General features: G+C 39.4%; 20 protein-coding genes and 2 pseudogenes. 3 read left to right on the top strand and 19 right to left on the bottom strand.

Annotated elements, in window-relative coordinates; genetic code table 11:
- Positions 1-70 precede the first annotated feature (70 nt).
- Positions 71-3,739: a magnesium chelatase subunit H gene (gene bchH / locus F8S12_RS35185; protein WP_196520916.1), complete on the bottom strand. Its 3,669-nt coding sequence runs from the start codon at positions 3,737-3,739 to the stop codon at positions 71-73.
- Between the two features lie 526 nt (positions 3,740-4,265).
- Here bchH and F8S12_RS35180 point away from each other — a divergent pair.
- Positions 4,266-5,207 carry an N-acetylmuramoyl-L-alanine amidase gene (locus tag F8S12_RS35180; RefSeq protein WP_196520914.1) on the top strand — a complete coding sequence of 314 codons (942 nt, stop codon included), beginning with the start codon at positions 4,266-4,268 and terminating at the stop codon, positions 5,205-5,207.
- Between the two features lie 296 nt (positions 5,208-5,503).
- Here F8S12_RS35180 and cas6 (F8S12_RS35175) read toward each other — a convergent pair whose 3' ends face one another.
- The 13 genes and pseudogenes from cas6 (F8S12_RS35175) to F8S12_RS42145 form a co-directional block, all read right to left on the bottom strand.
- Entirely contained in the window at positions 5,504-6,664 is a 1,161-nt protein-coding gene (cas6, locus tag F8S12_RS35175) for a CRISPR-associated endoribonuclease Cas6 (RefSeq protein ID WP_196520912.1), read from the bottom strand.
- Positions 6,665-6,838: 174 nt separating this feature from the next.
- Positions 6,839-7,459, bottom strand: a pseudogene (locus F8S12_RS35170) (hypothetical protein).
- Positions 7,460-7,645: 186 nt separating this feature from the next.
- Positions 7,646-8,905: a TIGR02221 family CRISPR-associated protein gene (gene csx2 / locus F8S12_RS35165; RefSeq protein ID WP_196520910.1), complete on the bottom strand. Its 1,260-nt coding sequence runs from the start codon at positions 8,903-8,905 to the stop codon at positions 7,646-7,648.
- Between the two features lie 5 nt (positions 8,906-8,910).
- Positions 8,911-9,684, bottom strand: coding sequence for a CRISPR system precrRNA processing endoribonuclease RAMP protein Cas6 (gene cas6 / locus F8S12_RS35160; protein ID WP_196520908.1), 774 nt, complete (start codon positions 9,682-9,684; stop codon positions 8,911-8,913).
- A 5-nt stretch (positions 9,685-9,689) separates the two neighbouring features.
- Positions 9,690-10,970 (bottom strand): type III-A CRISPR-associated RAMP protein Csm5, encoded by a 1,281-nt coding sequence (gene csm5, locus F8S12_RS35155; protein WP_196520906.1) that lies wholly within the window; start codon positions 10,968-10,970, stop codon positions 9,690-9,692.
- 3 nt (positions 10,971-10,973) lie between these two features.
- Positions 10,974-12,008, bottom strand: coding sequence for a type III-A CRISPR-associated RAMP protein Csm4 (gene csm4, locus F8S12_RS35150; RefSeq protein ID WP_196520904.1), 1,035 nt, complete (start codon positions 12,006-12,008; stop codon positions 10,974-10,976).
- On the bottom strand, positions 12,005-12,985 hold the full coding sequence (csm3, locus tag F8S12_RS35145; RefSeq protein WP_196520902.1) for a type III-A CRISPR-associated RAMP protein Csm3: 981 nt from the start codon (positions 12,983-12,985) through the stop codon (positions 12,005-12,007). Before csm3 ends, csm4 begins: the two co-directional genes overlap by 4 nt.
- A gap of 2 nt (positions 12,986-12,987) precedes the next feature.
- Positions 12,988-13,782, bottom strand: a complete 795-nt coding sequence (gene csm2, locus F8S12_RS35140; protein WP_196520900.1) for a type III-A CRISPR-associated protein Csm2 — start codon at positions 13,780-13,782, stop codon at positions 12,988-12,990.
- The gene (locus F8S12_RS35135; protein WP_196520898.1) at positions 13,775-14,107 is read right to left on the bottom strand and encodes a killer suppression protein; all 333 of its coding nucleotides are present in this window, start codon (positions 14,105-14,107) and stop codon (positions 13,775-13,777) included. Before F8S12_RS35135 ends, csm2 begins: the two co-directional genes overlap by 8 nt.
- A gap of 39 nt (positions 14,108-14,146) precedes the next feature.
- On the bottom strand, positions 14,147-16,441 hold the full coding sequence (gene cas10 / locus F8S12_RS35130; protein WP_196520896.1) for a type III-A CRISPR-associated protein Cas10/Csm1: 2,295 nt from the start codon (positions 16,439-16,441) through the stop codon (positions 14,147-14,149).
- 244 nt (positions 16,442-16,685) lie between these two features.
- On the bottom strand, positions 16,686-17,192 hold the full coding sequence (locus F8S12_RS35125; protein ID WP_196520894.1) for a hypothetical protein: 507 nt from the start codon (positions 17,190-17,192) through the stop codon (positions 16,686-16,688).
- Between the two features lie 792 nt (positions 17,193-17,984).
- Positions 17,985-18,578 carry a hypothetical protein gene (locus F8S12_RS35120; RefSeq protein WP_196520892.1) on the bottom strand — a complete coding sequence of 198 codons (594 nt, stop codon included), beginning with the start codon at positions 18,576-18,578 and terminating at the stop codon, positions 17,985-17,987.
- A gap of 8 nt (positions 18,579-18,586) precedes the next feature.
- Positions 18,587-18,892, bottom strand: coding sequence for a CRISPR-associated protein Csx3 (locus F8S12_RS42145; RefSeq protein WP_196520890.1), 306 nt, complete (start codon positions 18,890-18,892; stop codon positions 18,587-18,589).
- Positions 18,893-19,163: 271 nt separating this feature from the next.
- Between F8S12_RS42145 and F8S12_RS35110 the strand changes: the two genes are divergently transcribed.
- Positions 19,164-19,601 (top strand): DUF6918 family protein, encoded by a 438-nt coding sequence (locus tag F8S12_RS35110; protein WP_196520888.1) that lies wholly within the window; start codon positions 19,164-19,166, stop codon positions 19,599-19,601.
- A 218-nt stretch (positions 19,602-19,819) separates the two neighbouring features.
- Here F8S12_RS35110 and F8S12_RS35105 read toward each other — a convergent pair whose 3' ends face one another.
- Positions 19,820-20,554, bottom strand: a complete 735-nt coding sequence (locus F8S12_RS35105; protein WP_196520886.1) for a hypothetical protein — start codon at positions 20,552-20,554, stop codon at positions 19,820-19,822.
- Between the two features lie 638 nt (positions 20,555-21,192).
- Between F8S12_RS35105 and F8S12_RS35100 the strand changes: the two are divergent.
- Positions 21,193-21,633: pseudogene (locus tag F8S12_RS35100) on the top strand (Hsp20/alpha crystallin family protein).
- 176 nt (positions 21,634-21,809) lie between these two features.
- Here the strand turns inward: F8S12_RS35100 and F8S12_RS35095 are convergent.
- The 4 genes from F8S12_RS35095 to F8S12_RS35085 form a co-directional block, all read right to left on the bottom strand.
- The gene (locus F8S12_RS35095; protein ID WP_196520884.1) at positions 21,810-23,990 is read right to left on the bottom strand and encodes a CHASE2 domain-containing serine/threonine-protein kinase; all 2,181 of its coding nucleotides are present in this window, start codon (positions 23,988-23,990) and stop codon (positions 21,810-21,812) included.
- A gap of 219 nt (positions 23,991-24,209) precedes the next feature.
- On the bottom strand, positions 24,210-26,243 hold the full coding sequence (locus F8S12_RS35090) for an FHA domain-containing protein (RefSeq protein ID WP_196520882.1): 2,034 nt from the start codon (positions 26,241-26,243) through the stop codon (positions 24,210-24,212).
- On the bottom strand, positions 26,240-26,443 hold the full coding sequence (locus F8S12_RS42140; RefSeq protein WP_331001483.1) for a DUF6760 family protein: 204 nt from the start codon (positions 26,441-26,443) through the stop codon (positions 26,240-26,242). The genes F8S12_RS35090 and F8S12_RS42140 overlap by 4 nt, the downstream gene beginning before the upstream one ends.
- Entirely contained in the window at positions 26,386-26,769 is a 384-nt protein-coding gene (locus F8S12_RS35085) for a phage tail assembly protein (protein ID WP_196520880.1), read from the bottom strand. The genes F8S12_RS42140 and F8S12_RS35085 overlap by 58 nt, the downstream gene beginning before the upstream one ends.
- Positions 26,770-26,939: the final 170 nt, after the last annotated feature.

The following is a 26,939-nucleotide window of genomic DNA, read 5'->3' as shown; positions in this document are numbered from 1 at the left end:
GTTGATGCTAGGATTCCTTGTTTATAATTAGTTGCAAAGATAATCTCGTGATTTTTATAACAACTGATTTCTAAATCGTCACCCCTTCTAATTCCTCATCTGTCAACTCATACAATTGGCGCAACTTATCCAACTTATCTGCATCGGCTTGCCAAAAACCCCGCCCATGTGCTTCTAACATTCTCCCTAAGATATTACGAAAAGCTTCGGGATTTGCTTTGCGTAATTTCTCCGCCATTTCTGCGTCTAACGCATAAGTATCAGCCGCTTGATCATAAACCCAATCATCGGTAAAATCGGCAGTTCCACCCCAACCAATCAACGCTGTCATCCGTTGGGAAATTTCAAAAGCACCACCAGAACCTTGATTCGCCATTGCTTGCGCCCATTTGGGGTTTACCAACTTAGTGCGATACTCCATCCGCAGCAAATCATCTAAGTTGCGGGGTGTAGTATCTTTCGAGAAACTTTCCACAAAGCTGGTTGTAACTTTCTTGCCGCGTTGTTTTTCTGCTGCCCTTTTCAAACCGCCGGTATTGGCGTAATATTCTTGAATATCGGTTAAACCATATTCTACAGAATCGATTTCTTGAACAATGCGATCGCTAGTTTTTAACAAAGTATTCAACACTTCTGGTCTAGCTTGTCCTTTATCTTTTCTACCATAGCTAAACACATTACGACTTTCCCAAGTATTGCCTAACTCCTCGCCAGATTCCCAGTTACCATCCACAACTTTATCATTCACCAAAGAACCAAAATCACCCGCAGGATTAGAAAACAATCTCGCCGATGCATTTTCTATACCTTGGGCTTTTAAAGCTAATGCATGTTTCCTAATAAAATTCTGATCTTCGGGTTCATCAGCATCAGCCGCCCGTTGAAATAAATCATCCAACAATTCGATGATATTTACAAAACTATCTCGGAAAATACCAGACAAATTACCCAACACATCAATGCGGGGATGTCCAACTTCTACCAACGGTTTTAATTCGTAACGAACAATTCTCCCAGTTCCTTCCTTAACAGGTTCAGCACCTACTAATTCCAACAAAATACCGAGAGATTCACCCTTAGTTTTAATCGCATCTAATCCCCATAACATTACCGCCACCGTTTCGGGATATGTTCCATGTTCATCGATATGCTGGGCGATAATTTTTTGAGTAATTTCTCGTCCTCGTTCATACGCCGCAGGTGAAGGCATCCGATAAGGATCTAAAGCATGAATATTCCTCCCAGTGGGTAACACACCAGCACCATCCCGCAATAAATCACCACCAGGTGCAGGCGGAATATACTCCCCATTCAACCCCCGCAATAGATTTGTTAATTCATCCGTGGATTGCATCAACAAATCTGTAATTAGCTTTTCTTCTTCTGTGTGTGGTTCATTTTCATCTCCAAAATAAGCCTCTAAATATGAAGCCAATTCTTCTTCATTAGGTGCTTCCCCCAATGTATGCAAACCAGAAGAAAATAGACGATTTTCTAAAACTTGCAAATATTCATATAACTCCACCAGATAAGAATCAAAAGTATGAACGCTAAACATTCGGATATTTTCTGGAGTAAAGGCAATACCTAACCGTTTAGCATCTTCAAATGGACAATCTGCATCTAAACCAGAGTCAACAATTTTTTTACAAATCGCTTCTTTAAGAACATAATTTTTTTGGGGATCTTCTCGATACTCTGAGATTAAATCACGCAATGTTACCAATTCTTTATATAAACCTGCACGACCATAAGGTGGTACATTATGAGAAACTAACACACCATAACCGCGACGTTTTGCCAAAATAGACTCAGAAGGATTATTCGCCGCATATATATATAAATTAGGCAAATTTCCTAACAGTATATCTGACCAAGAATAACCCGTATTACCCAAAGGAGAACCAGGCAACCATTCTACCGTTCCATGCATACCAAAGTGAACTATAGCATCAGCTTGAAACTCATTTTGCAACCATTTATAATAAGCAGCATATTGGGGATGGGGCGTTAAATCTCGTTCAAACATTAAACGCATAGGGTCGCCTTGTATACCTAAAGGTGGTTGTACACCTATCCACACATTCCCTAATTGCACACCACCAATCTGAAATTCATCGCCGGATGTTTTAATTCCAGTTCCCGTGAGAGATTTCCATTGTTTTTCGATACGGGAGGTTTGCAGATATCCCAACCATTTTTCTAATGTGCGGACATTTACAGATGCAGGAATATTCTCCGCATCATTTAAAGATTCATCCGCCTGTTTCACCCAACGAATCAATTCTTCCCCATCTTCGGGTAAATCTCCGACGGTGTAACCTTGGTGTTTAAGTGCGTGGAGAAACTTTAGGAGACTACGCGGGACATTTAATAATGCAGCTGTGCCTACAGCACCATAACCTGGGGGAAACCCATATAAAATAATGGCAATCTTCCGTTCCGATGCAGGTTTTTGCCGCAAAGCCACCCAAGTTTTCACCCTACCAATTAATCGCTGCACCCGTTCGGGAACCAGATAAATATTTTCGCCTACCAAACCACCGAGGGCAACAGTATCAATAGCCCCATCCAATTCTGGTAACGCGTATAACACCACACTTTGCAATCCGCCGACACCTTGGCGCGTCCACGAGGAAATATCTTGAATTAGCAGTGGTGCAGCAATAATATAAGGTACATTCTTAGCAGTGAGGATGCGCTTTGCTACTTCCACCTGACGCCCTGCTTCCATTGAACCAGCTGGGCCACCCACGAGAGGAAAGCCAATTGTAGAAACGATCGCATTTACTTTTACTGCTTCATTAGATAGTGAGGGAGTCTCTATATTACCTAGTTGTCGTTGCTGAATTTCATAATCGGTTGTCATCCAATCTCGTACCGCTACGTGTCCTTCCACGCCGTTGATAAAGATGGGCAAAGGAGTTAAGCCAGCTGCTTCAAAACTGCGAATTAGTTGGGGAATGTAGGGTTGTTTAGTAATAACGTGTTTACGGTAGAGGAGAATTCCGACAACTGGAGAAACGCGATTTGGGGAGAAGACGCGATGAATCGCGTCTCTACAATGGGTTTTATACCATTTCAGATACTCGCGGGGCGATTCAAAAAACCCTGGATAGTCGGGATGGAGTAATCCGATGTTGGGGGTTTCGACTAGCGGGGGAATGTCGCCAACTTTTAAACCCAAGTATTTTTCTGCCAGTGTCCAGAATAATGAAGCGACGTTTTCTGTACCGCCAGCATTCCAGTAACCATAGATAATTAACCAGTTGCGTAAGTCTTGGACTTTTTGCACTGGCACGTATTTCAGTAATTTGGGGCCAATTTTTAAGAAGCTGATGTAACCAGCGAGTTTGTCTTCTTCTCGTCCGTTGCTAAATTTGTCGAGGATGAATTTAACTGGTTTGGGCATTCCTTTGGGGTTGTCGCCAATGGCAAAGATACCCAGCTTGGTTAAACTCATCAATTCCAAGGCTGACTCAAACACCAGGCGGATAGGAATTTGGGCAATGCGATCGCGCAGCCACACAACCTGGTCATAATCAAACAGTAGGCTACCGAAAAACACATCAGCGTCATGAAGTGCTGCTTCTACCTCAGTACCAATGCTAGTAAGATCGCGATCGCTAAATACCCGAATATCCAACTCAGGACAGCGAGAATTAGCCAAAAAAGCTGCTTTTCTGTACAAGTCAGTGTTGAACGATTCAAACCCAGCAACCAAGACGATGCGTTTCATGCCTGTAAGCTACGAAATATTTCTTTACTTAAATTTTAAACGTGCTTTCAGGCTGATTGTTAAATATCTACCCACAGATTTCGGTCATTCAGTGGTACTAATACAGAATGGCAGAAATAAACATACTGCTGAAAAGCCTGTATTATCGGTTTTCTTGCTTCTGCATAGTTGCTTTTTATCTTCTTGTACTAAGTACATTGTCATGGCTTTATACTTTTGCAAGGCGTTATTATTTAAATAATGCACGCAATTGGTGCATTGCAATTTATTGCAAAAATCAAAGGTTTATTACCAATTTTGCTAAATTATAATGGTTGTGTTTTTGGGTATATTATCCCTTTTAATTAGTGAATTTTACCATATAAAATTTGCTATTCAGGTTTGCACAAAATTACCAACGTAGTAATGCTTAAAATAATGCGGAAATTGTCAACAAATACTTAAAGGAATTTAATAACAAAACTTTGTCTCTATAATTGAAAGAGTTTTGAAGTAGTGTAAAAACAAGTAAATTGAGGATGAAAACATGAAATTTGGAATTGATAGCGGGCACAATTGCCCACCAGACACAGGAGCTAGAGGAATCAAAATTGAAGATAATTTAACTCTAGATGTAGGTAATAGAGTTATAACCAAGTTAAGAGCTTTAGGAAATGAAGTGGTAGTATGTAAACCAAGTAGTGCCAGTACAGTACGTGAATCACTCTCAAAAAGATGTACTATAGCTAATGGCAGTAAAGTAGATATTTTTGTCTCGATTCATTTTAACGCCTTTAACAGGCAAGCGAATGGCACAGAAATATTTGCAACTAGCGAGCAGGGGAGAAAAATCGCTAAACCTGTATTAGATCAAATCATCAAGTTGGGATTTTTCAATCGTGGCGTTAAGAGTGGTTCCCACTTGTTTGTTCTGAGAAACACAGATATGCCTGCGATTCTTGTAGAATGTTGCTTCATTGATTCGGCAAAAGATATGAATCTTTTTGAACCAGAAGCAATGGCCAATGCGATCGTTAAAGGCTTAACTGGTAAAGTATCAAGTGTTCCTGTTAACCCCGTATCAGATGAAGAGGATAATGTAGATACCACTATTCTGAGACTGCAAAAAGCCTTAAATCGACTAAAAATAACCGATAAAAATGGTAAGGCGTTAGTGGAAGATGGCTTCACCGGGGCTAACACCAAATCTGCCGCAGAAAAATTTCAGACTATTGTCGGGGTTCAGCCGACTGGAATTGCTAACGAAGCTACATGGAATGCCATAAATCTAATTTTGGCGAAACGAATCATCAGACCAAACCATGCTGGTGGTACAGTTGTCGCATACTTGCAATACCGTTTGGGTGTTGATAATGATGGCGTCTACGGGCCGCAAACAGAGGTTGCAATTAAGAAATTTCAACAGCAAAATGGTTTAGATGCTGATGGGATTGTTGGGCCTGCTAGCTGGCAGAAATTAATTGGTTAGGCTGATGGCTAATTACTCATTTGGATTATAAGACTATAGCGATCGCCTAAAGCCGTTGACCTAAAATAATGAAAGGAAATAACCAGGGCGTAGGAAGTCACCTATGCTGTTGACAGGGATATGTTCAACTTAACAAGTTGCCTTTGATAAGCATCAATTGCACTTGATCATAGGTAATTTCCTATCGCTCTGGTGTTTTTTTGGCGGTGAAGTTTCGCCAAAAGTATAAAAGTAAAGGGCTTTACAAGCCTATAATAATTGTTACTATTTTATTGTATAAATAGACACATTTTATGTTAGCTTTCAAAGTCCCTTTTATTGGCATTCTCTGGCTTGAGCGTTCGCCGAGCTAACTTTACGTAAGTTTTCACAGTAGCGTAAGGCATCTCTAAATCTTCGGATATAACCTGCAATGATTCTCCCATCTCGCGGCGTGCTAAGATGGTTGCCCATGTAGAAGCAATTTTATCAGTGCGATCGCCTCCTGTGCGTTTTCGTTGTGCAGTGAATAGCAATGTCAATTCATCAATGCGTTTTCCCAGCAGATTTGTTAGCACCTGAGTAGATACGCTTGTCCCTGGTTCCACCCAATCTAAGCGAGTTTGTCCCAGTCCAAAAGTAGTTTTGTGTCCCGTACCGCAGTAGGGAGCGAGTCGTGCCAAAGCATAAAACAGCCGGGTAAACTCAGAGTTAGCCAAAGCAGCTTTAGTCAAACCACAGGACATTGCCCCTGTAAACCCAGTTACCGAACCCCGCTTGCCAGCTACCACCTTCACCGATTCCAAGCGATGCTGATGGATAATTACCCCTTCATCTATCCAATCGAGAAAAGGTTCTTGTTCGATTGGGATTCCCGAAAAATCATTCCAGCGACGCAGGTAGCTGTGAAACAGATTAACTGGCACTGGGAGGGGAAAATGATGACCCTTGCGGCGAAAGCTAGTAGGCGAGACAAAGCTGAAGTTGACGTTATGGTGTTTCTCTGGTAATAACTGCAATAGTTGCGCGTAGGTAGTGGCTGGATGGGCAATATTCACCTGTTTTATTTGCAGGGGAGCATCTCTTAAGTCCAGGATTTGGGGCAGTTGGGCTAACCATTGCTTGAGAAACTGCACCACTCTTGGAGACAAAGCATTAACGTGCCATCGGTAAATTTGCTTGGCTTCCAGTTGTAGTTGTCTACCACTGGCGAGGAGTTGACCTTCTAGTGCCGAAATATTGAAGGGCTTTTCCGACTCCCCATCGTGCAGATATGCAGAAAGTTCTGGGTTGAATTGTCGTACTTGGTCAAGAAACCAGGCATGGAGTCCAATTGTGTACTGCGAGTAGAGGGAAGTGGAAGTGCTTGGCTTAAGGTCAAACACCAATCCCACCAGTTCAGCGTCATCTGCCCATGTGGGAAGAGACTCAGACTGTGGCTCGGCTTTGCGCCTGGTGGATGTAGCTGCTTTTGGCATCGCGGAATGCTGTAACGATGTCAAATATTGTATGCAATTTCCATCCCCTTGGGGGGATTATGTTTATAGAAAGCAAGATATTAAATCAGGCGATTATCGAAAAGTTATCAAACTGTATGTAATTGTTTGGATGACTCTAGCTATCTCACCAGATAAGTAAATCAAACTGGAAATTTAAGCAGTTACCAGATTATTTAACTGTAATTCGTTCTGTTGAAAGACATAATTAACGGCAGAAAATAGTTTATCTAAATCTTGAATGAAATAATACTTAATATTTCTCGTGAAAGCATCTGCTTCCAGCTTGCCAAATTGCCATACATCTCCATTAGAAACAATACCAAAGATAATTATCTGCGATTCGCCATTAAGTTCACGAGCCGCAATCATTTCTGTCAGACATTGTGCCCACCCAGTTTCAAAATTATCTTGCTTCGCTTCTACTAAAATGAAGTATGGTTTGTCAAATACAACTTTGCCTAAAGGAGAACGTTTAGCCAAAATATATTCAGGAAATCCTGATAATTTTTCGTCATAATTTAATGAATGATGACTCCATAAAGTAAACTTACTAGTGTATTTCTTCTAAACTTCCTTCAAAACTGGGTAAATCAAGTTTTCGCAAATGGCAAACTCTGAGTTATTCACTACTCCTTCCCGCATTACTATTTCTAAGTCTTCTCGGAAGTAATCAGGAATATTGAACTCAGCTTCACCCATGAAATTCAATTCAGTATAAGTAGTTTGAAATGCTTTAAGAACTTCACCGATAGTTTTGTAACTACTGAAAGCCATATTGCCATCCTGAGGAAAATTTATATGGTTGTTCAATTTCCAGTTTAGCGATATTTAAGCTGTGCGATCGCTCACCTCAAAGTAGAATTTGTTTTGTTTTAAAGTGTTTAGAGTTTAAGGATACTTTTGGAGTTTTCAGGATTACAAGGCATAAGATTAGTTAACTTACAGTTTAGAGAATGAATTTCATACAGTTTCATCCTGTAGACCCCATACTTCAGCAACAGATTGGAGTTCTTTAATGATTGCTTCAGTCTGCTGCAAAATATCTTCTGCATTTTTAGGATTTTTACGAAAGCCTGCGTGTAGCACATCGTTACGCAGATTAGCTAGATTGAATTCACCACCCCAAAGTCTATTCACTTGCTTTTTCTTTTTGTTTGGAACACTAGACCATTGTTCTAAATATAGCGACTCCTTAATTGTGTTACCGTCTTTATCCTTGATTTTACCTCCACTTAATAAAAGTTCCATCTCATCTCGACTTACCTTATCTAATGGATCTAATTGAAAGTGATAACATAATAAGGAAGGTAACCACTCTCGCGCCATAGATAAAGCTTGAACAATTTGTCCTTTGGTTGCATACCATTCAACCATTTTCAGTTGTCGCAATAACAATGCTTGGGGACATATTTGATAATCTGTTGGAATAGCTAAACCAAAATTACCATAATCTTTTTCTACGCGTCCAAGCAAAGTAGCAAATGGTGGTACACTTTGAGAAACTATTGGTGCAGCAGCAGCGATACGTTGAGGTAATATTGCTGCTTCTTGAATTACATCCATTGGGCGTAATAGCTGCAACCCTTGGGCGATTCTTTCTATGCTGATTGCCAAGTTTTGTGCTATGGGGTCACTACTATAAAGCAAGTTTGCTAGTAACTGTCCATTTCCTGTTTTAATAAATTGGTCAGTAGCAGTTGTCCACTCCAGCAAGCTGACTATAGGTAACAAGTCAAAGATGGGCGTTTTATTGTCATTAGTTTTGGCATCAAATGCGCCATATATTAAACCTTCAATCTGTACTTGACGAACAACTCGCAAATAACTGATAGCAATTAATGCTAAAACAGGTAGAGAGCGAAAGCCATTTGTGATGTCAAACAATACGCAATCGTTTTCTTGCAAACAGTCTGTCAATTTTTCAAATAGTTTCCATATGTCAGCATTAGTGTGTCCTTCAGGGACATTTGTTATAGGTTGTAAATTAACTTTGCCTGCCAACCTATTCTTTAAAGTTTCCCATGACGATTCATTCTCATTGTCTGGAATTCCGGTTTCTGCCGTTTTTGTGAGAAGAACATAGAGAGTGTCTGGTTTGTAAAATTCAACTAACGCTTCCTGTACGAATTTTGTTGTATATTCCCCAGGTTGCTTCGGGTTGATATAAGTAGTCTCTTGATATCCTCTTTTATTAAAGCCTAAAAAAGAAATTGCTTTCATAACTGCTACACTTTAATTTCCATATTTACAAATGTTTGTCCCATACCTAACCGTGTTTTCATCCCTGTACCTGCAAAACGCGCATATTGAACTAATAAATTAGCCACATTAGCCAGCAAGGGATCAGCACGATTGAAAACTTGTAACGTAACATTGCCGACAAATCCATTCACATAACCTTTGTGTAATTGCCAGCTTCGCGTTTGAATTTTGTGATTTTTGAGTAAAATTGCCTTACTAAGGTAAGCAATTAATTCATCACTTCCCAAATAGACAGGTGCAAAATGATTCCAACGTTCTAACCAACTGCGGAACATTAACGAGGGTATAGGTAAAGGTAAATTTGCTCCACCCTGAGCAAAAGTAGTGGGAGTAATAAACTGCAAGTCAAATCGTTTTATTGGTTCTGGTTCATTTGCCACCAAAGTTGTGTACAGTTCTTCATAACTAGTAATTTCGTCTTCACGGTTGATAACGTTAAACTTTGCTCCCAGAAATTCTAGAGATTCTGAGAAATTGAAGTGAGAAATCGCTTTGGCTGCAACATCTTGCAATCCACACAGAGATAATTTGTAAAATTCCTCTGGATGGAAGGTTAAAAATTCTCTAGAAACAGAATACAAACCGATTATTCCTGAGTGAGAAACAGAAGGAATCGCCTCAGTTCCTATTTCTAATCCTAGCTTTTGATGTAGTTGTTTCACCAGTTCCAAGGTATATGAACGAGGTAAAATTGTGGGTTCAGACACGCTCAATGTCCAGTTAGAATGAATTAGCATTAGTGTTATGAATTCTTAAACTTAACCCATCCCGGTACAAATTTGATTTCACCATTGGGATTCATTACAGTCCGCCTAGATTTTGGTGCTTCAAAACCAGGTGCTTTTAAACCACAAGTATCGCGGATATCTTCCCGCAATTCATCGCCAAGCAGCAAATTTATAGTAGTTCCTGTCATTCCACTACCCCACCCCAATCTCTGACTATAGGGAGATTTTTCTGGTTTGTAAAATTCGCGGATATGATTAAAATCTAAATTTTTGCCTGATGCTCTAGGATTGTTCTTAATTTCTTCCCAGTAATCATGCTCATAATCCCATTGTTCTTGGGTAAATTCCTGACATATTTCCAATAGTTCATCTAAGTTGCTAAAGGGTAACTTCATCCCCTGTTTATGCTTAAACCATGAAAGCATTTCCGTATCTAAAGTAAGGGTAAATTCTGTTTGAACATTCCGCACCATTTCGACATAGATAGATGCTTTATACTTGGCCAAATAGTCAGGGAATCTGCTAGAAACTATTACCTCAGCTACAACAGGTATGTTGACAGGAATCTCTTGACCTGTCTTAGTTTTCATTTTGCTTTCTAAAAGTGGTTCTGAATCAGTAATTTTGAGCGCTCTTAAAAAGTCTGTATTTGGCCCTTTACCTCTAAATTTTCTCTCTTGATATGTGAGATCAAATTCTGTAAATAAACTATCCATGAACAGATCATCATCTAAAAATTTATGCTGATATTGGTTAATTTGTCCTAGTTTTTGTCTCAACGTTTTCTCAATTTCACTAACTCGCTTTGATGAAGGTACTTGATAGCGATCGCTATGTTTAAGTAAATGATATGCTATGGCAGTTCTAATTGCTCCTTTAATCGAAGAACCAGGGATAAATAATTGACCCATACCATTACGAATCATGGGGCGTAAATCTGTAATATTCTCGCTTGTCAACTTTTGGCTGATGGCTTCTTTAGGAAAAATTTGACATCCATCTACACTTATATTCCACCACTCGGAACCAAAGGCTTGTTTTAAAAGTCTGCTGATGTCTTGACGTTCTTCAATTGCTTGAATATAGTCATCTAAAAATCGTCCTCCTTGTTTAACTAAAGCTTTTGCTAAGGCTTCTTGATTGGGAAGATAGACTTTTTTATCTGTCTGCACATATTCAAAAGGATTCAATCTAGATACAGATGAGCCTATATGTAAAATTTGACTGGTCAACTGTATTCTTTTGGATTGATAGAAACTAGGTTTCTTAAGAGCAAATTCGGGAGAAAATGTCATTGTTTATTTCTCCTTTATGTCGATTGATAAGCTCAAGCTAATTCCACTACGGTAAATAGGATGGAATTTATATTCCCCTTTATCATCTAATAACTTTACTGGCGTGACATCTACAAGTTTTCCCTGTGGTTGTTCTTTAAAAACAGAACCTTCAGAAAACATTCGCACCATTTTACGCCGCAAGTTAGCGTTAGCTATCCAACCACCACGTTCTTGTATTTCATAAGCTGCACCTTCCAGAAAATTTTGGGTTATATGAGAATCCCAAAACAAACTAATAACAGTGTGGTGAGTGCCTTTATATTTAACTACTTTATCCCACGGTTCACATATATCTAACCATTCTACTTGGAATCTTCCCGCACCACTAGAACGTTCTCCCCCAAGTCCTTCTTCTCCTAACAAATACAAAGCTGCTTTTAGCTCATCTGCTAATTTCTCCCCTTCTGGAGATAATTGCAACAAAAAGTATAAACCTGCCGGATTTTTCTCCCACTCGAATTGAACAAAACCAGTGTGATAAAGATTAGTAGCTCTAGTAACGCGGTCTACTGCAATTTTCGGAACTTTATCTTTTCTAAAGGCTTTGTTGTAGTCATTGGTGTAAGTAATTAGTTGTTCGGTATCAGCCTTTTCATTAAATCCTGTTCCCTGATACCATCTTTGCCATAGCTGCAAAGGTAAGTAGTTAAGTTTTTTGTAATCTTTGAAAAAAGCTAAATCATTATTAGGGTAGTTGATAGGAAACTTGAGGAGACGAGGAAGATAGTAAATTGTTTCATTCCTAACTTCTCTATAGATGAATGTTGAACTGATGCGGAAGGGGGGTATAAATTCCTGTTGCTTTTCACAAGGAAATCTCTGCAATAATTCCTCAACTGCGTTTTTACCGAATAACCGCGCATAGACGCTTACCCAGGCGCTAAACAAAGCATCAGAACGGACGCGATCGCTTGTTTCTTCAATCCCTATTCCCAATTCCCCAAAGTGAGCAGGACTACGCCCAAAATTGAGTTTAACTAATTTCCACATACTCATGATTCACTCCCCGGCAGTAATCGCTGTTCGATGTACTGGCGTAAGCTTCCGAAGTTATCTAAGAGTGCTTGTGTGTTAGCGATAGATTCCAATGGTTGTAAACCCAATGAACCCGCAGGAGTGTTGGTAATCTGACGATATTGTGCCAAGCTGCGATAGGAAAACTCGAAGTTTTGAAATCTGACTTTGCCGTAACCTCTAGAACCGTGTCCGCCGAGAGCATCATCTTCTAAAATGGCCAGTGCGATCGCAATATTTTGCAAGTCTTCAACAGCTTGCTCCGCATCTTCTACGGTATAAACTAATTCAAACTGGAATTTTGATCCAGCTGGTACACGCTCTAACTGTCTGGGGTTCGCCGCCGCCGTCACCCGATCAATACCGTTTTCAAACTTCCACTCAGTCATGTATAAACCGGTATCAACTTGCTTGAGCTTTGCTGCTGAATCTGGTAGTAAATGGGAATCTCGAATAATTAGGCGAGCCGGTGCGTTACGTCCACGATTAACTCTGACGCAGTTCTGACCTTGGATTGTCTGAGTAGGACTATTATTATCTAATAATCCTTCCTCTGTGGCAGTCTCAATTGGCATCCAAAATTTTGATCCGCCAGTAGAACCAAACAATCGGCTAATTTGACAGGTACTAGCACCTTCATAAGCAATAAATCTTCCTTCTTCAACTTCGGTAAATCCATTTACCAAATCATCACTTTCATAGCGCCGAGTATCGCTTCCTCCTTTGCGATTGAGAGGTTTATTTAATAACCGTTCTAGAGTAGAACGTAGTTTACCTTTAATAGATGAACCAGGCAAGTAAGGATACTTTGTTAGAGGGTCACGAATAACAGGTTTATCTAGTCCACCGATATCCAGATTTTCACCACCACCACCAATGTGCAATCCAGTTTCAACAGAAAGTTGACTGGTGAGGGACAATTTACCAAGTAGGGGTTTTTGTGCGTATGATGTTGGCATAATTATTTTCCACCTTCAGCTTTGTGATAAGCAATAATTGATTCAAGTAATTGAACTAGACGCTCAAAATCTTCTTTGCTGTGAACTTTATCAATAGCTGCTGACATGACCTCACCTAATGGTTTTGCTGCTCTTTGTCTAGCTGCGGCGTATGCCAATTTGGGTTTAAGCAGAATTATTTCTGTTTCAATTTTGGCAAATTCGCCTGTTTCAGTTAAGTCAGCTTTTAAGCGATTTACAGCATCTAAGAATTTACGAATTTGGTTAGTTTCTAATCTTTGTTGCTTAAGATAGGGGCCAAATTCTTCAGCGTGTTTCACTAAATCTCGAATGGGATAGCTTTTTAAACCTTCATTTAACCTACCAATTGTCTCAGTAATTTCTTTAACAATATTCAGCGATTGACTCGTGTTTAATACTTTATTTGATAACCCTTGATGACTAGGTGTAATTGTTGACTTATGTTTGATAGGTTGTTGAGTCATAGATTTTGAATTTCTTTCAATTTGGTCAAAACGCTGTAGCTCTAGTTGCCGAGCTAAACTATGCCGATAATCTCGTTCACGATTAATCCAAAAACTGGCTGGTATACTTAATAATTGCTCTAGTTGCGATGCCAATTCGTTAGTAATTGGCAATTTTCCAGCAATAATATCATCAACTTCATTCTTTGATAAATTAATTTGTTCTGCTAAATCATCTTGGGAAATTCCAAGTTCTTCAACGGTTTCAAGGAGTGTCTCACCTGGGGGTGAAACATAGTCCGGTATATATTGATTGAAAACTACTTTATTCATGGGTATCTTCCACTCCGATGATCCTAACAGCAGTGACCTTTGTCCAGTCCAGACCACCATCCGGTTTTGTGGGAACTGGTTCAGTCGGCTCAAATATAAGCCGATAGGGATGATCTAAATCTAACGAAAGTTGACCAACGCGGTCATATAATAATTCGTGACATCTACCTGGAAGATTTCTCATATCTTCTAGAACATTAGCAGCACGGAGATCATCAAGGCGTCGTCTCAAACGTTTGGCTCTATCTAAACCGTACCGTTTCTGCAATAATCTCTGGTTATTACACTCTTCTTCAAATTTGTTACTGTTAAATATAATATCCACAATTTTAGACGACAAAAATGATGTAATGACTACATTTAATTAGCGGTTTAAGAGTTCAATCCAAGTTGCGATCGCCCGAAAATAAGGCGCATTATACGGACTTTTTAAGGAAGTCCGAAAATCACTATCGTCTAGTACATATTTTGGTAATCTTGCTAGTGTGTAAGCAATTTTTGGTAGATGCAAATAGTAGCGAGTACCTAAAGCCTCCTTTGATTGTTTATCTTCTTCAAACTTTTTCAATGCTTCCTCTTGTATTTGTGCAGTTATGAGCAGGTTACGCACAAAATTACGGGAATAATTAACCCCAATGTTTTGCTGTTCTAATCTTTTGACAAATGGTAAAATTCCCAACAAATTTGGCTTGGTTTCTGGATGCAGATATTGTTTGATTTCAAAATCAATTATGTTAGTATCTTTTATCCCTAACCATTCATCCCATTTGAATACCTGACCAAATAACCCTAAGCTATCTCTGCCATTTGCTTTTGCTGCCTTTTCAGCTTCACCTGATACAGATGCTGCGTGGTAAAGAGGTGATTTAGCATTATCAATACTAATTCCTGCTGATAGGCTAATATCTGGATTATATCCTGTATAAGCGCGGAAGCATTGGTAAACATCAAAAGCAAATTCTACAATTTCATTCCATGCGCCACTGACAAATAAATCATCGCCTCCTGAATAGATAAACAGTAAATTTTTACGCTCACCTGCTGTTAAACATTCTGCATTATTTAAAACTCCAATATTATTATTTTTACAATTATCTAGAAAATTCTCCTGGCGTTTTTTTGCCAAACTGTTGAGATATACCTTAAAAAAATAACTCATTTGGCGAGAAAGTCCAGCTAGTCTGGGTAAAGTTTGCTTTCGTCCTAAACCTTCGGCAAATATTTGTCCTAGTCGGTCTACATCCATTCGTAAATAGCCTACTCGCTTAATCCCTTTAGCCTGTTGTGCCATTTCACCAGCACGCATAAAGCCTATTGTTCCTTCTACCTCGTCTGATTCTTCTTGACTCTGCTGACCATAATTGCCTAATAACAAGGGGAAAGCATTTCGGAAATTCTTGAATTGATAATGTTCTAATGTCCAATCATTTACTAACAAAGCAGTGTCAGAGTCAGGAACTATTTGTTTCCACTTTTGGAAAAGATGATAATAAACCTTTGTTCCTGAAATTTCAAATGAGAGTGTATCCAGTTTGTCTTTTATATCTTCTCTTGGGGAGCGTATAATTACTTTTATTCCAAACATTCGACCCCCTAAACGAAACATCCTGCAACAGGTTCCACAGGCTAGAGCCGAATTCGGCTCATTAGGATTAAGCGGTTTTAAAGTTTCTACATCATCTCTATGGCAGACACCGCAAGGCTCATGACTATCACGCGGTTCGGTAAATTTGCTAATCTGGTTAGCAAATTTACGATATTTATATACACCTAGCTGAGTCGTTGCATCTGACCAATGAGTGGACATTGCAGTTGCAATGTCCGCAATAGAAAATTTTAAGCAATCAAGTGCAAGAAATACTTTGCCTTCAAATTCTTTTAAAAGCCATTCATTAAACTGCTCACGTACTTGCTCTACAGTCTTTTTAGTATTTTCTGTTCCATCTGCCAAAATATATAAGTTTCCACCGCCAGCATAAATTATATTAGTACGTGGAAGCTTTAATCCTATGAGTAATTGTTGTACTACTTCTTCGATAACTAACTCTAAGTAAAAGCTCCTTGCCCTTAGTGATTTCAGTGCGCCATCAGATGAAATAGTATAAATAAATTTTTGAATACCCGATAAGTCACCTGCGATTAAATTTAATTCTGTTGCATTGGAATTGTTAGCAATAGCAGCAGCAACAGCAGCAGTAGTTTTGGCTATATCCACTAGAGCAACATCAGATTCACCCAAGCTCAGGAATGAGCCGAATTTTTCTATAATTAAAGTGAGTAAAGAAAGGTTTTGCCAGTCATCATCATTCAAATGATCTATAGCTGATTTAATTTCTGTTTTCAGGTTGCTGAAATCAGTTGCCGCTTCTAATTGAGGATAGGGAATAGTTGGATTACTATTTTCAATAGCTTTTGGTTGCCAATAATATTGTTTATCTTGACCTTTATCTAATTTTACATGGTCAAATAACAAACGTAGAGTGTTCAGTTCGTGCTGATCGTTCCAAAACAAAATTTGCTTGGCTTTCGTAACAATATTATCGTCAATTAAGCGAGGACATTTATTAGCTAACTGTGGATCAGCCCACTTTGCCAATAAGGTAACGCCTTGTTGGGCAATTTGCAAGGCAGCATTGAAGGTCGCTGAGGTTTGTATCATGGGACATCTGTATTAAATTGTTTGTAAAGTTCTAGCGATCGCGTTAGTTTTTGTGATCTGTATGAATTATATTCTGTGCTGGAAGTATGGTCTTCCATAAAAATGTTTAGTGGTTCAACGTGATGCTAGATCCACTTTGTTATCTAAACTGTCATAATCCTAATGAACTGACTGCAAAAAGCTATCTATGACACTAGGACAAGAAATTATCCTAGTGTCATCAAAAGTTAGTAGACTTTACTACTTATTTATGAAAGTCTTCTTTAATCTGATTAAGTATTGAAGGAGCTGCTAAGTCCACTTGAAGTAACTTAAAATTAAGCTTGAATCCACTTAAAAACAGCACTATTAAAAATACTAACGGGATAGCATTTTTAAAAAATAATGGTAATTGACTTGTTATCCCCTGCTTAGGAAATTTAAGGATGCTCGGTAAATCTTGGCATCGTGAGGATTTCTTGTTCGCTTCTTCATTTTTTGGAATAAAGTCTGTCTCAGAGGCTTGATCATTTGTTGTTATCAAAACGACTGAAGATAATTCAGATGGAGGCATCGAGTAGTTTTGTGGAGATGTCGAGCCTACCGTTGGCACTGGATTCAGTTTTACAGTATGTGTAGGTTGACTGCTTACAGAATTAATTACCAAGTTAACGGGAAATGTAGAGTTTGCCGATTCTATCCCATATTTGCAATTCGATGCGGACTTTTTTGTAAAGCCAGAGTTGATGCTAACAAAGCTATTGGGTTGCATATAATACTTCCTTGAAGAATGCGGTTTTGAAGAAACGCGAACAACAGATTTTGAAGAAACGTATAAACAATATGCTTGGCTAACAATTTAAAGTACCTTCAACGCCCAAAGCTAGACAGAGGATAACTTCGCAAGGTTGCTGTAATTTGAGACAACCTGAACAGTTCATTAGCCACGATACTATGTTCAATACATCTGCATTTCTTCAAAAAAGGCTGAAATAAGTAGAGTAATGTACAGATAAGTGCTTATATTTACATGATTTTTGCTTAGGTATAATATTTTTGCTAGCTTAAATATAACAAAGACGATTTAATGGTGTCAAGTTGTAATATGTATCGTAATATATGCGAAATAACCTCATAGATTAGTGGTTAAAGTATAAATAAATTTATATTTTTCTACGAATACAGTATCTTGACTTCTATAGATAAATATGATTTTATGAGGCTATACTATTTTTTTAGTAAAATCTTTAAGAATATATTCCTTTTAACTAGGAGCTTCCTGGTAATTCCCCGAAAGGGGATTGGAGTATGCAATTCTTGAAGGAATGCTCAAATAAGTAGAGTAACTAATTAACTCCTTCCCCGTAAGGGGACAAAAACTCGATATCTATCCTTTGTGTGTTTAATCTAAATAAAATTTATTGATGACCAATTTCACACAATAAAGTGAAAACCTTTTAAATAAAAAAGCGTGTAAGTCTAATCACACGTTGTAGTTTAATTATTGCTTCCCCGTAAGGGGATTGAAATCAACCTTTAATTATAGACTTCCCTGCAATTACTCCTACCTACCAATCAACCCCACCAACAACCGCGCCAATGCTTGCACCATCGGACGCCCTGAAACATCCTCCCCACGGTGCAAACGATGAACGCTACCTGTGAGTATGGATAACTCCGAGTCAATTTGATCTGCAACACCGTGATAATCGCTGTAGATACAGGCAATGATTTGCAAATTCAGTTCCAAACAAAACTCCTGCCAAGGACTAATTTGCGTAATATCTCTAAATAAAATTAACGCATGAGTAGCATAAGATGCAATTAATTTATTCTTCTCATCAATTTTGCCACCTAAATCAATCATATTCAGAGGTAAACACGCATTTTGCACTTGTATTGCTTTTTGTTGAGCAAACTCTAAAGTAAATTTAGATTTATACTCATCCTTTAACTGTTGTGCTAGAGCAGAATTGTTACGTACTGTTTCGGCAAACCATGCACCTTCCCCATCAGGACAAGCTGTGATGAAATGAGGATAGGGTGCTTTCCCATCTCGATGCATTGACATCATCGCTTGCTTCAAACCGTCCCTTAAACAAGACTTTCCCGAATGGGGAGAGCCACAAAGAACAACTTTGATTGGTAATTGTTGCATATAAAGCTTTAATCAACTAAGTCACCCAAGCTGTATGCTGGATTATGGGTAATGCAGACAACATACTTGCCTAACTTAGGGTCAAAAAATGCGATCGCACCGTAAAGATGCCCTACCTTATGTGCTAAGACAAAGGCTACAGGCACAGACACCGGGCCATTAATCTTCAGTAATACTCCTCCTCCTAGCTCTCCTGTTTTGCTCATCTCCTCAAGACGTGCCGCCGCATCTTTGACAATTTGGTCGTTTTGTGATGGTTCAGCAAATCCGATTTTTAACACCTCGCCTTCAAAGGCAATTTTGTAAGTAGTCATTTCTTTACACCTCAACGAATGGTTCTATCATACAGGTAATTGGAAGAAGGTACTTCCAAATATGGTAGTTATACTGCTCTCAATAACCTTCTATCAAGAAACAAGGCGAGGATTTGACCAACAAAGAAAAGGATACAAGCCCCTAAATTTCCGATACATGGAATCAAGTCTATGAACATCGTCTAATTCTGATACCATTTTCTGTAATTTCCTGCTTGCTAAAAAATTAGTTGAATGGAAATTAAGCACTTAAATATTAAGGAAGAGTTAAATGGGACTGAGCGACGGACTTTTGAACCCGACCAAAAAAGCTATGGTCATAGATGACTGCTGCAACATGATAGATAGACAGCTTGCGTCCAAGTCAGGTATAAGCGGTATGGCTCTGAAAACTACCTTCGCCGCCTTGAAGGGTGTTAAGCCAGGATACATCCCTTATGTTGTCGAGCAGATTCTGCCGCAGTGCTTGAAAGCCCTTGATCCAATTTGGAGTGAAGGCGTGCAAAAGGGCGACCCAGTTGGGCATCTCATTGCGAATTCCTCAGACACAGCAGACGCATTGTTGAGCGTTACTGATGCGAGGGCAAAAAACGTGAAACGCCAAGTCGTGCGAAGTACTTATGAAAAACTTCGCGGTTCCGCCAAAAAACACGTAGAGGAAGCAGTGCCAGACTTAGCCAAGGTAATTGATAAGTACACAAAGACCTGAACAAAAAAGGAAGGATTAGGGACGAAGGTGTGCCTTTATTTACGCCTTCGGGAGTAGGCATACGCAGCAGCTAAGGGTGAGGCGAAACATACGCCTCTACTCAATATTAGGGACTTCCAAATAAAAAATATCTAATGCATCTTTTCACCAAGCTAAAGCTAAAACCCAGATGAAAACATTATTATCCAGCTTTCTGGAAGATAAACGGCTTGATTTGATCAAGACAATCCCTGATTTTTGATTTGTTTGGATGTAACTTCCATAAAATCGATAAAAACCTGTATGAGCTTATGAATTCCCTCGCTCCCTCCTGCTATTAAACCTCCTGTCAGTAATGCATCTAAACAACGGAAAATAACTACTTGTATTGGATTATTGAAATCAATAACTATAAGTGGCTCAATTGAGCGAATACCTATTGCACTTATTAAAAGACCGAATAAAAGGGATGTCCATAAAGCAATTGTTCGGGTATCAGATTTGTAAGCTGTTCTTTGGCGCTCCTTTTCATTTAAATCATCTATTTCTGGCTTGAACGTTTTTAAGGATTCTGTTTGATTTTGGGTAAAATTTTGGATTATTTGCTGTTCTAAACTCATTCCTTCCGGTGGTAGTCCACTGACTTGATTGGATTCTAAAGAAGCTACTTGGTTTTGTTTCTGTTGCACTTCCATAAGTCTTATCTTCTCAGAGATTAGAGCCTTTTGTTGCTGGATACTAATATCTAATTGCTCAACAAATGGATCTCGCCAAGTAGTTATAAAAACTTCTAAAGAACGCTCTAATAATAAAGAAATAAACAATGGTAATGTGAGTAGCTGTATAATATCATTCAGCCCAAATGGTTTTAAAATAAAAGGTTTAGATGATAACCAAGTTGACAAAGTTACTACTAGAAAACTAATAATAATTAACAAAATAAATAGAGGAGATTCTGGAGAAAGCTTTCGCAACTTATTTATACTCCTGTTTGGCGTCACAATATCTAACACAGCCTTAAGGTGAAAACTACACCTGCTGAGTAACTTAACAACGTTAATTTGATAGAACAGTAAATAATTTATTACCCGACCCTTTTTTATAGGAATGGGATGGGCTATACTCCGCTCAAAGAGTGGATCGCACTTGATGGTAGTAGGAAGATCCCAGAAGCAAACACTAGGTTTCAAATGCACTGCACGAAGCTACTGGAGCGATCGCGCTTCCTTACCCACTTTCCTCTCAGAGAAATATTAGGACTTACGCAAAGCTACACACGGTAGGGGCAATTCATGAATTGCCCCTACCATAAAATAAGGGTTTCGACTATTGTTTGCGTAAGTCCTAAATATGAAAAGGTGTGTTAGGGAAAGGGGGCGACGCATTTACAATGCTTATATGATTGAATCTAATTTGTCTATTCGGGTTTACCGAACATACAAATTAGAGTAAACCGTAATTCTTTTATGTCTAATTTGGGACGGTAATCATCAATAGCTAGGTGATAATAACCGAACTTACAGCAGCTTTAACTTTACGTAATATGAATATGTAAGCACTAATTGAAGTGCGAAACCAATTAAACAAAAACTAACTGATGAGAGGAAGGGTTATGACAGTAGTTCGTTGGAATCCTTGGAGAGAAATTGACACTCTACAACATCAAATCAATAGTTTATTTGAAGACAGCAGGCTACCATCTGCGCTGTCGGAAAGGAGCGTGAGCAAAGTTCCTGCTGCTGAAATACAAGAAACCGAAAATGTGATTTATCTGAAGCTAGAACTCCCAGGAATATAAGCTAAAGACCTGGATGTGCAAATCACAGAAAACTCTGTTTACGTTAGTGGCGAGCGGAAGTCGGAAACTAAATCTGAGGAACAAGGTGTTACCAGAAGTGAGTTTCATTACGGTAAATTTCAACGTGTAATTCCTCTATCAACTCGGATTCAAAATACTAACGTTACAGCAGATTATAAAGACGGTATCTTGAATCTGACACTGCCTAAAACTGAGCAAGCAAAGAACAAAGTTGTCAAGATTAATTTGGAGTAAGCTGCTACTTAATACTTTGGGATCAAATTAATTGACCTCCAATGATTAATTGAGAAGTTAAAAGCCCGGTTATGCGAGTAACCGGGCTTTTTTGTAACTACTTTCTGCAATAGGTATGTAAGAGGGTGTTTTAAAACGTGCTTACCATAACCTATCAAAACTAGCTTGAAAAACGACTAGAGACTTTCGAGAGTTTTCAGCACCTCTGCTGCTGACTGATATCGTTGAGTGAAGTCGAAATGTACCATTCTATTTAAAATAATAACTAACTCGTCTGTAGCATCAGTTAGTTCGCGCCAATGTTGCCAAATCTGTTGATTGGCATCAGCTTTACTTTGAATAATAATTTCACCAATATTTGTGTCTCTACGAAATTCTCTGGGATCTACTCCAATTAAACCTTGTATTCCCATAATTCCCAACGCATAAATATCGCTGTTTAATTTTGGCAACCCGCTCATTTGCTCAGAAGGTGCATAACCAGGAGTGCCAATTGAAATGGTCTGAGCTTCTTGTTGCTGAGGATGAATCTGCTTAACAGCACCAAAGTCAATTAAAACAATGTGCTGATCTGATTCTCGCCTAATCAAGTTACTAGGTTTGATATCTCGATGGATTACACCATAGCTGTGAACAAAAACAAGCACATGTAAAACTTCTTTGAGCATCTCCACAACTTCAGCTTGTTTTAGTCGCTTCTCAAGGGTTAACTCTTTATCCATAGCGTGCCCTCGAACAAATTCTTGCACTAGAGAAAATTGCCGATTTTCTTCAAAAAAAGCTAGCAGTTGAGGAATTTGCGGGTGCTTACCCAAAGTTTCTAAAATTTCTGCTTCAGCGTCGAATAGGCGTCTAACAACGTTTAAATATTCTGGATCTTGGCGGGGGGGTCGCAACTGTTTAACCACACACTGCGGATTACCAGGACGCTGGATATCGTCAGCCAAATAAGTATTGCTAAATCCTCCAGAACCCAAGCGATCAGTAATTTTGTATCGGTTGTTTAGTAGAGTACCCAGTGCAATTTCTTGCCCGATGGAATCCATAATTAGCGTTGACGCTTCATTGGAAGCGTTGCCGCGCTGCCGTAAAAGACCTTGCAATTCCCCAATTAATTGTTGGTGTTCTTGAACCCGTTGGGTAATTTCTTGTTGCTCTTGCTTGGTTTGATAAGCACTATAAGCAAGGACACTCCCGGCGGTAAATACTAACCCCAACGCTGGAGGTATTACTGGAAACCATCCAGCTTGGGTAAAAATGACAAAATTGGCTCCAAATAACCCTGTAAGGGCTGCTGCTCCTGCTAATCCTAAGCCTAGCGGATGCTGAATACGCCATACCAGCAACCCACCAACTACAGTCCATCCCCATATCCAAAAGACTTTCCCCCACTCAGGCAAAAACCAAAATAGAGGTTGTTTGTTCAGAACAGCACTGAGAATTTGACTAACGCTGTGGGCATGAATTTCAATTCCTGCCATCTTGCCAGAATTATCTGACTTACCACTAGCAAATGGTGTATTAAAAATATCATTTAAACTATTGGCTGTTGAACCAATCAAAACGATGCGGTCTTTGACCAAATCTGGTTTAACTTCGCCTGAAAGTACTTCTGTAATAGTTTTTTGCTGGGCTACCTGATGACCAGAACGGTAGTTAAGCAGAATTTGGTAGCCATTTGTATCTGCTTTCTCATAACCGCCAGCGTTAGTTTGCAGGGGTTTAAATACAGTATTACGTAGTTTTAGTTCCTTTTTTGGGGTAAATTCTGGTTGGATACCTCCAACTTCTAAGTATTTGAGTGCTAGTTGTAAGCTAAAAGAATAGGTACTTTGACAAGAATCAGACTCCTCTGCACTTACTAATAATAGGTTGCGACGAATTGTAGCATCAGTATCTTCTACGACATCATTAAATCCGACTCGCTCTGCTTCAACGCCTTCCGGGGGTGCTATTCCCGGATTGTTAGAACCAGAATGTTTGCAAATAGGAATGATGATATCGCTCTGTTGTATGCGTTGCAATAGCTTGTCATGGCCAGGCTGTACTGGTAAGTCACGAAAAATATCTAAACCAATGGCTCGCGGTTCATATTCTTCAAGTTTGCCCAATAGCCGCTCTAGAAGTTCACCAGATAAAGGCCAATTCCATTTTTGGATATCTTCTTCAGTTAAAGCAACAATCAATAGACGAGTGTCTGGGTTGGGGTCGCCACGTAATTGCATCATCTGGTCGTAAACCTTCATTTCTAGAGGCTCGAAAACCCCCAGCTTTTGAATGCCTACTAATAAAATTGTAGCGATCGCACTTGAAAGAATAACTGGCTGTTTAAATAAACTTTTAAAATTTACAACCATTTTTTTAATTCAGTTTTACTTTAAAATATACGTATATTTTTAGATTAATTTTTATTATTGCAATTATTCTATGCAATTTGCAACTTTTCATAAAATATAGTAATCATATCATGATCCCCCCAACCCCCCTTTTTAAGGGGGGACTAAGAATTCGCTCTATTTCCCCCTTTTTAAGGGGGACTAAGGGGGATCTTTTTGTTCAAAACTCATTTAGGATTACTATATCTGTTTAAGATAATGCACGATCGCTTCTGCTGTTGGCAAATTAGTTGCCAACAAAACTTGATTAATAGTACATAACCTTATCAATGCTTCTTCATTTGCTTGCCCCGGCTGAGGTTGCAGCAAATCTCTCAGGAAAATAACTGCTAAAATTTCTCCTGCTCCAACCAATGAAGCAATTGTTTGATATCCTCCAGAAGTTGGTGCGGGGGTTTGTTGACTAATAGTTATCCCTGCCTGTTGATGTAAAACCTCGCTAACAGATGGCCAGGTAATTGTAAAGCTCTGTGAGAAAAACTCCTGATGCTGAGAAACAAATTCAGCAAGTTCTGATTTCTTGCTTTCGTGAGCAATCAGTACTATGTTTCTTTCAATGATAATTTGCGGAGGCTCACTTACATTTATTTCTTCTGGAATTTCATCAGATTGAGTTGCTTCTGCTTGGGAAACTTCTTCGATAGTTTGACTGATGCTTTCAGTAGCTCCACTTTCTGTTGTTTCCAAAGATTGAATATTAGCTGAGTCAGAGACTTCACTTACTTGTGCAGAAACAACATCAACATCTACACTAACTTCTTCTGTAGTTGTATTACTCAAATCAATGTATTGACTGCTAAAAACTTGCAGAACGGCATCATTAGGTGCATTCAATTCTTCAGAAGTAGCAGCATAACTGACAACCTCCACAGGTTCTACTTCGTCAACATCTGCGCTGTCTTCTGCTGTAAATAATGTATCCAAATCTACCAATTCATTACTAATATCCGGTGGAACTTGGCTTAATATATCCTCATGTTGAATGTCTGCGTCTTCAGCAACTTCGCTAACTTCTGGGGCAACACCACTGACAACCTCATCAACATCTGCACTGACTTCTTCTGCAATTGGCGTATCCAAATCTACCAATTCATCATGGATAGCTTCTGGAACAGCGCTCTCCTGTGCAGGAACTTCGTTGAATATATCGCGCGGCTGTACGAAGGTGACTTCTGCTATTAGTGCTGCCTCAAACTCTGCATCTTCATCATAAATAACTTCTGGAATAGCCCTCTCCTGTGCAGGAACTTCGTTGAATATATCACGCGGCTGTACGAAAGTGACTTCTGCGATTAGCGCTGCCTCAAACTCTGCATCCTCATCGTAGGTAACTTCTGGAACGTCACTCTGTATATCACGTCGCTGTACGAAGGTAGCTTCTGCTGCTTCAATGTCTCCAACCTCATCGTGAGTGGCTTCTGGAAGAACACTTTCCTCTTCAGGAGTTTCAATTATGTTATCAGGTGTAGCGTTGCTTGCCGCCGTAGGCATCGCTTCATCAGGCTCAGTCAAAGAAACTTCTGAGGCTTCGATGATTTCTGGAGCTTCTACTTCCTCAACATCTGCGCTGACTTCTGCTGCAACTGGTGTATCCAAATCTGCAACTTCATCACTAACAACTACTGCAACTTCGCTGACTGCTTCTGGTGGCTGAATTATATTTTCAGGGACGATTACCTCAACAACCGGGATGACATCATCAGTTTGAGTCGAAGCAACTGCTGAGATTTCGCTGATTTCTGGGGAAGGAGCATTAATTTCAGGTGTTTCTACTTCGCTAACAACCTCTGGGGCTGGATTAGCAACGTTGGCAGGGCTGACATTTTCAGGCGATCGCGATCGGGAAAACAGCGAAGGGTCTATAATTCTGAAGACTGTCTCTGCTTGCTCATAGGCGGGAGCAACTGCCTCCAAGATCAAAACGTAATCTGCAATCCGAATAATATCTCCATCGCTCAAAGAATATTGTCGATTTTTTTCAGCCTGTTTACCATTAAATATTGAGCCATTTCTGCTGCCAAGATCACAGAAGTAGTAATTTCCACCTTTAACAAAAAACTTAGCGTGTACCCGACTGATATCAGGGCTTTCTAGAATTAAATCAGAATCAGGAGAACGACCTATTACCCATTCTCCTCTCGTTGTAGTTTCTGTGGTCAGATCAACTTCATTGACTTCACTTAAAGTTGGTGAGTAGCTAACTTTTACTTTCATATTAATTTTTGGTTAATTTTATTGATTTCGGCTACCCAGCGCTGACGGGTAGTATGTTCTAAATTTAAAATATCATCTTGTGACCAGTGGAAATGATAAGCAATAAAAGCTACCTCCTCATATAAAGTATCAGAGGGGTAGCTTACGACTCCCCCGCCAGTTCTAGCTCCACTGAAAATTGAGTATTGCAGTGGGGGCATTGTGTCGGAATGTGCACATTGCCTTGCTGGTTAATCCGATTGTAAAATTCTCGGAGATAGGCAATGTCATGTAAGAGCAGTCCTTCCAGTAAATCAGAGCTAACAGAATTGAAACTGCCCAAGCGAGTGATAACGCGTGCAAGCATTACTAAGACGCCGTAAGCCGGATTTTCCTGAACTCTGCGCTCTTGTTGCACCAAAATTTCATCTTTGGCAGTGGCTAAACGCATCACCCCATGACGATGTACTCGGTGTTCACCATCACTCAATCCTCTAGGAAGAGTGAAGGCAAATTCTGTGCAGAGAGTATCCTTTTTACGGGGCATAGGTTAAATTTGGGCATTGGGCATTGGGTATTGGGCATTGGGCATTGGGCATTGGGCATTGGGCATTGGGCATTGAGAATAGGGGATGAGTCTTTAATACTCGTCAATGAATCTTTAAGCTCCATTAACAAAGCTTTTAGCTCCATTAATGAGGCTTTGAACTCCATTAA

This window comes from Nostoc sp. WHI, from assembly GCF_015714725.1.
In the GTDB taxonomy this organism is placed as follows: domain Bacteria; phylum Cyanobacteriota; class Cyanobacteriia; order Cyanobacteriales; family Nostocaceae; genus Nostoc.
This window is presented reverse-complemented; position numbering and strand designations above follow the sequence as displayed.

Bases quoted from the DNA above. Each gene is read 5' to 3' on its own strand.
- bchH (WP_196520916.1), bottom strand. From the start codon at position 3,739: ATGAAACGCATCGTCTTGGTTGCTGGGTTTGAATCGTTCAACACTGAC.
- F8S12_RS35180 (WP_196520914.1), top strand. From the start codon at position 4,266: ATGAAATTTGGAATTGATAGCGGGCACAATTGCCCACCAGACACAGGA.
- cas6 (WP_196520912.1), bottom strand. From the start codon at position 6,664: ATGCCAAAAGCAGCTACATCCACCAGGCGCAAAGCCGAGCCACAGTCT.
- csx2 (WP_196520910.1), bottom strand. From the start codon at position 8,905: ATGAAAGCAATTTCTTTTTTAGGCTTTAATAAAAGAGGATATCAAGAG.
- cas6 (WP_196520908.1), bottom strand. From the start codon at position 9,684: ATGCTAATTCATTCTAACTGGACATTGAGCGTGTCTGAACCCACAATT.
- csm5 (WP_196520906.1), bottom strand. From the start codon at position 10,970: ATGACATTTTCTCCCGAATTTGCTCTTAAGAAACCTAGTTTCTATCAA.
- csm4 (WP_196520904.1), bottom strand. From the start codon at position 12,008: ATGAGTATGTGGAAATTAGTTAAACTCAATTTTGGGCGTAGTCCTGCT.
- csm3 (WP_196520902.1), bottom strand. From the start codon at position 12,985: ATGCCAACATCATACGCACAAAAACCCCTACTTGGTAAATTGTCCCTC.
- csm2 (WP_196520900.1), bottom strand. From the start codon at position 13,782: ATGAATAAAGTAGTTTTCAATCAATATATACCGGACTATGTTTCACCC.
- cas10 (WP_196520896.1), bottom strand. From the start codon at position 16,441: ATGATACAAACCTCAGCGACCTTCAATGCTGCCTTGCAAATTGCCCAA.
- F8S12_RS35125 (WP_196520894.1), bottom strand. From the start codon at position 17,192: ATGCAACCCAATAGCTTTGTTAGCATCAACTCTGGCTTTACAAAAAAG.
- F8S12_RS35120 (WP_196520892.1), bottom strand. From the start codon at position 18,578: ATGCAACAATTACCAATCAAAGTTGTTCTTTGTGGCTCTCCCCATTCG.
- F8S12_RS42145 (WP_196520890.1), bottom strand. From the start codon at position 18,892: ATGACTACTTACAAAATTGCCTTTGAAGGCGAGGTGTTAAAAATCGGA.
- F8S12_RS35110 (WP_196520888.1), top strand. From the start codon at position 19,164: ATGGGACTGAGCGACGGACTTTTGAACCCGACCAAAAAAGCTATGGTC.
- F8S12_RS35095 (WP_196520884.1), bottom strand. From the start codon at position 23,990: ATGGTTGTAAATTTTAAAAGTTTATTTAAACAGCCAGTTATTCTTTCA.
- F8S12_RS35090 (WP_196520882.1), bottom strand. From the start codon at position 26,243: ATGAAAGTAAAAGTTAGCTACTCACCAACTTTAAGTGAAGTCAATGAA.
- F8S12_RS42140 (WP_331001483.1), bottom strand. From the start codon at position 26,443: ATGCCCCCACTGCAATACTCAATTTTCAGTGGAGCTAGAACTGGCGGG.
- F8S12_RS35085 (WP_196520880.1), bottom strand. From the start codon at position 26,769: ATGCCCCGTAAAAAGGATACTCTCTGCACAGAATTTGCCTTCACTCTT.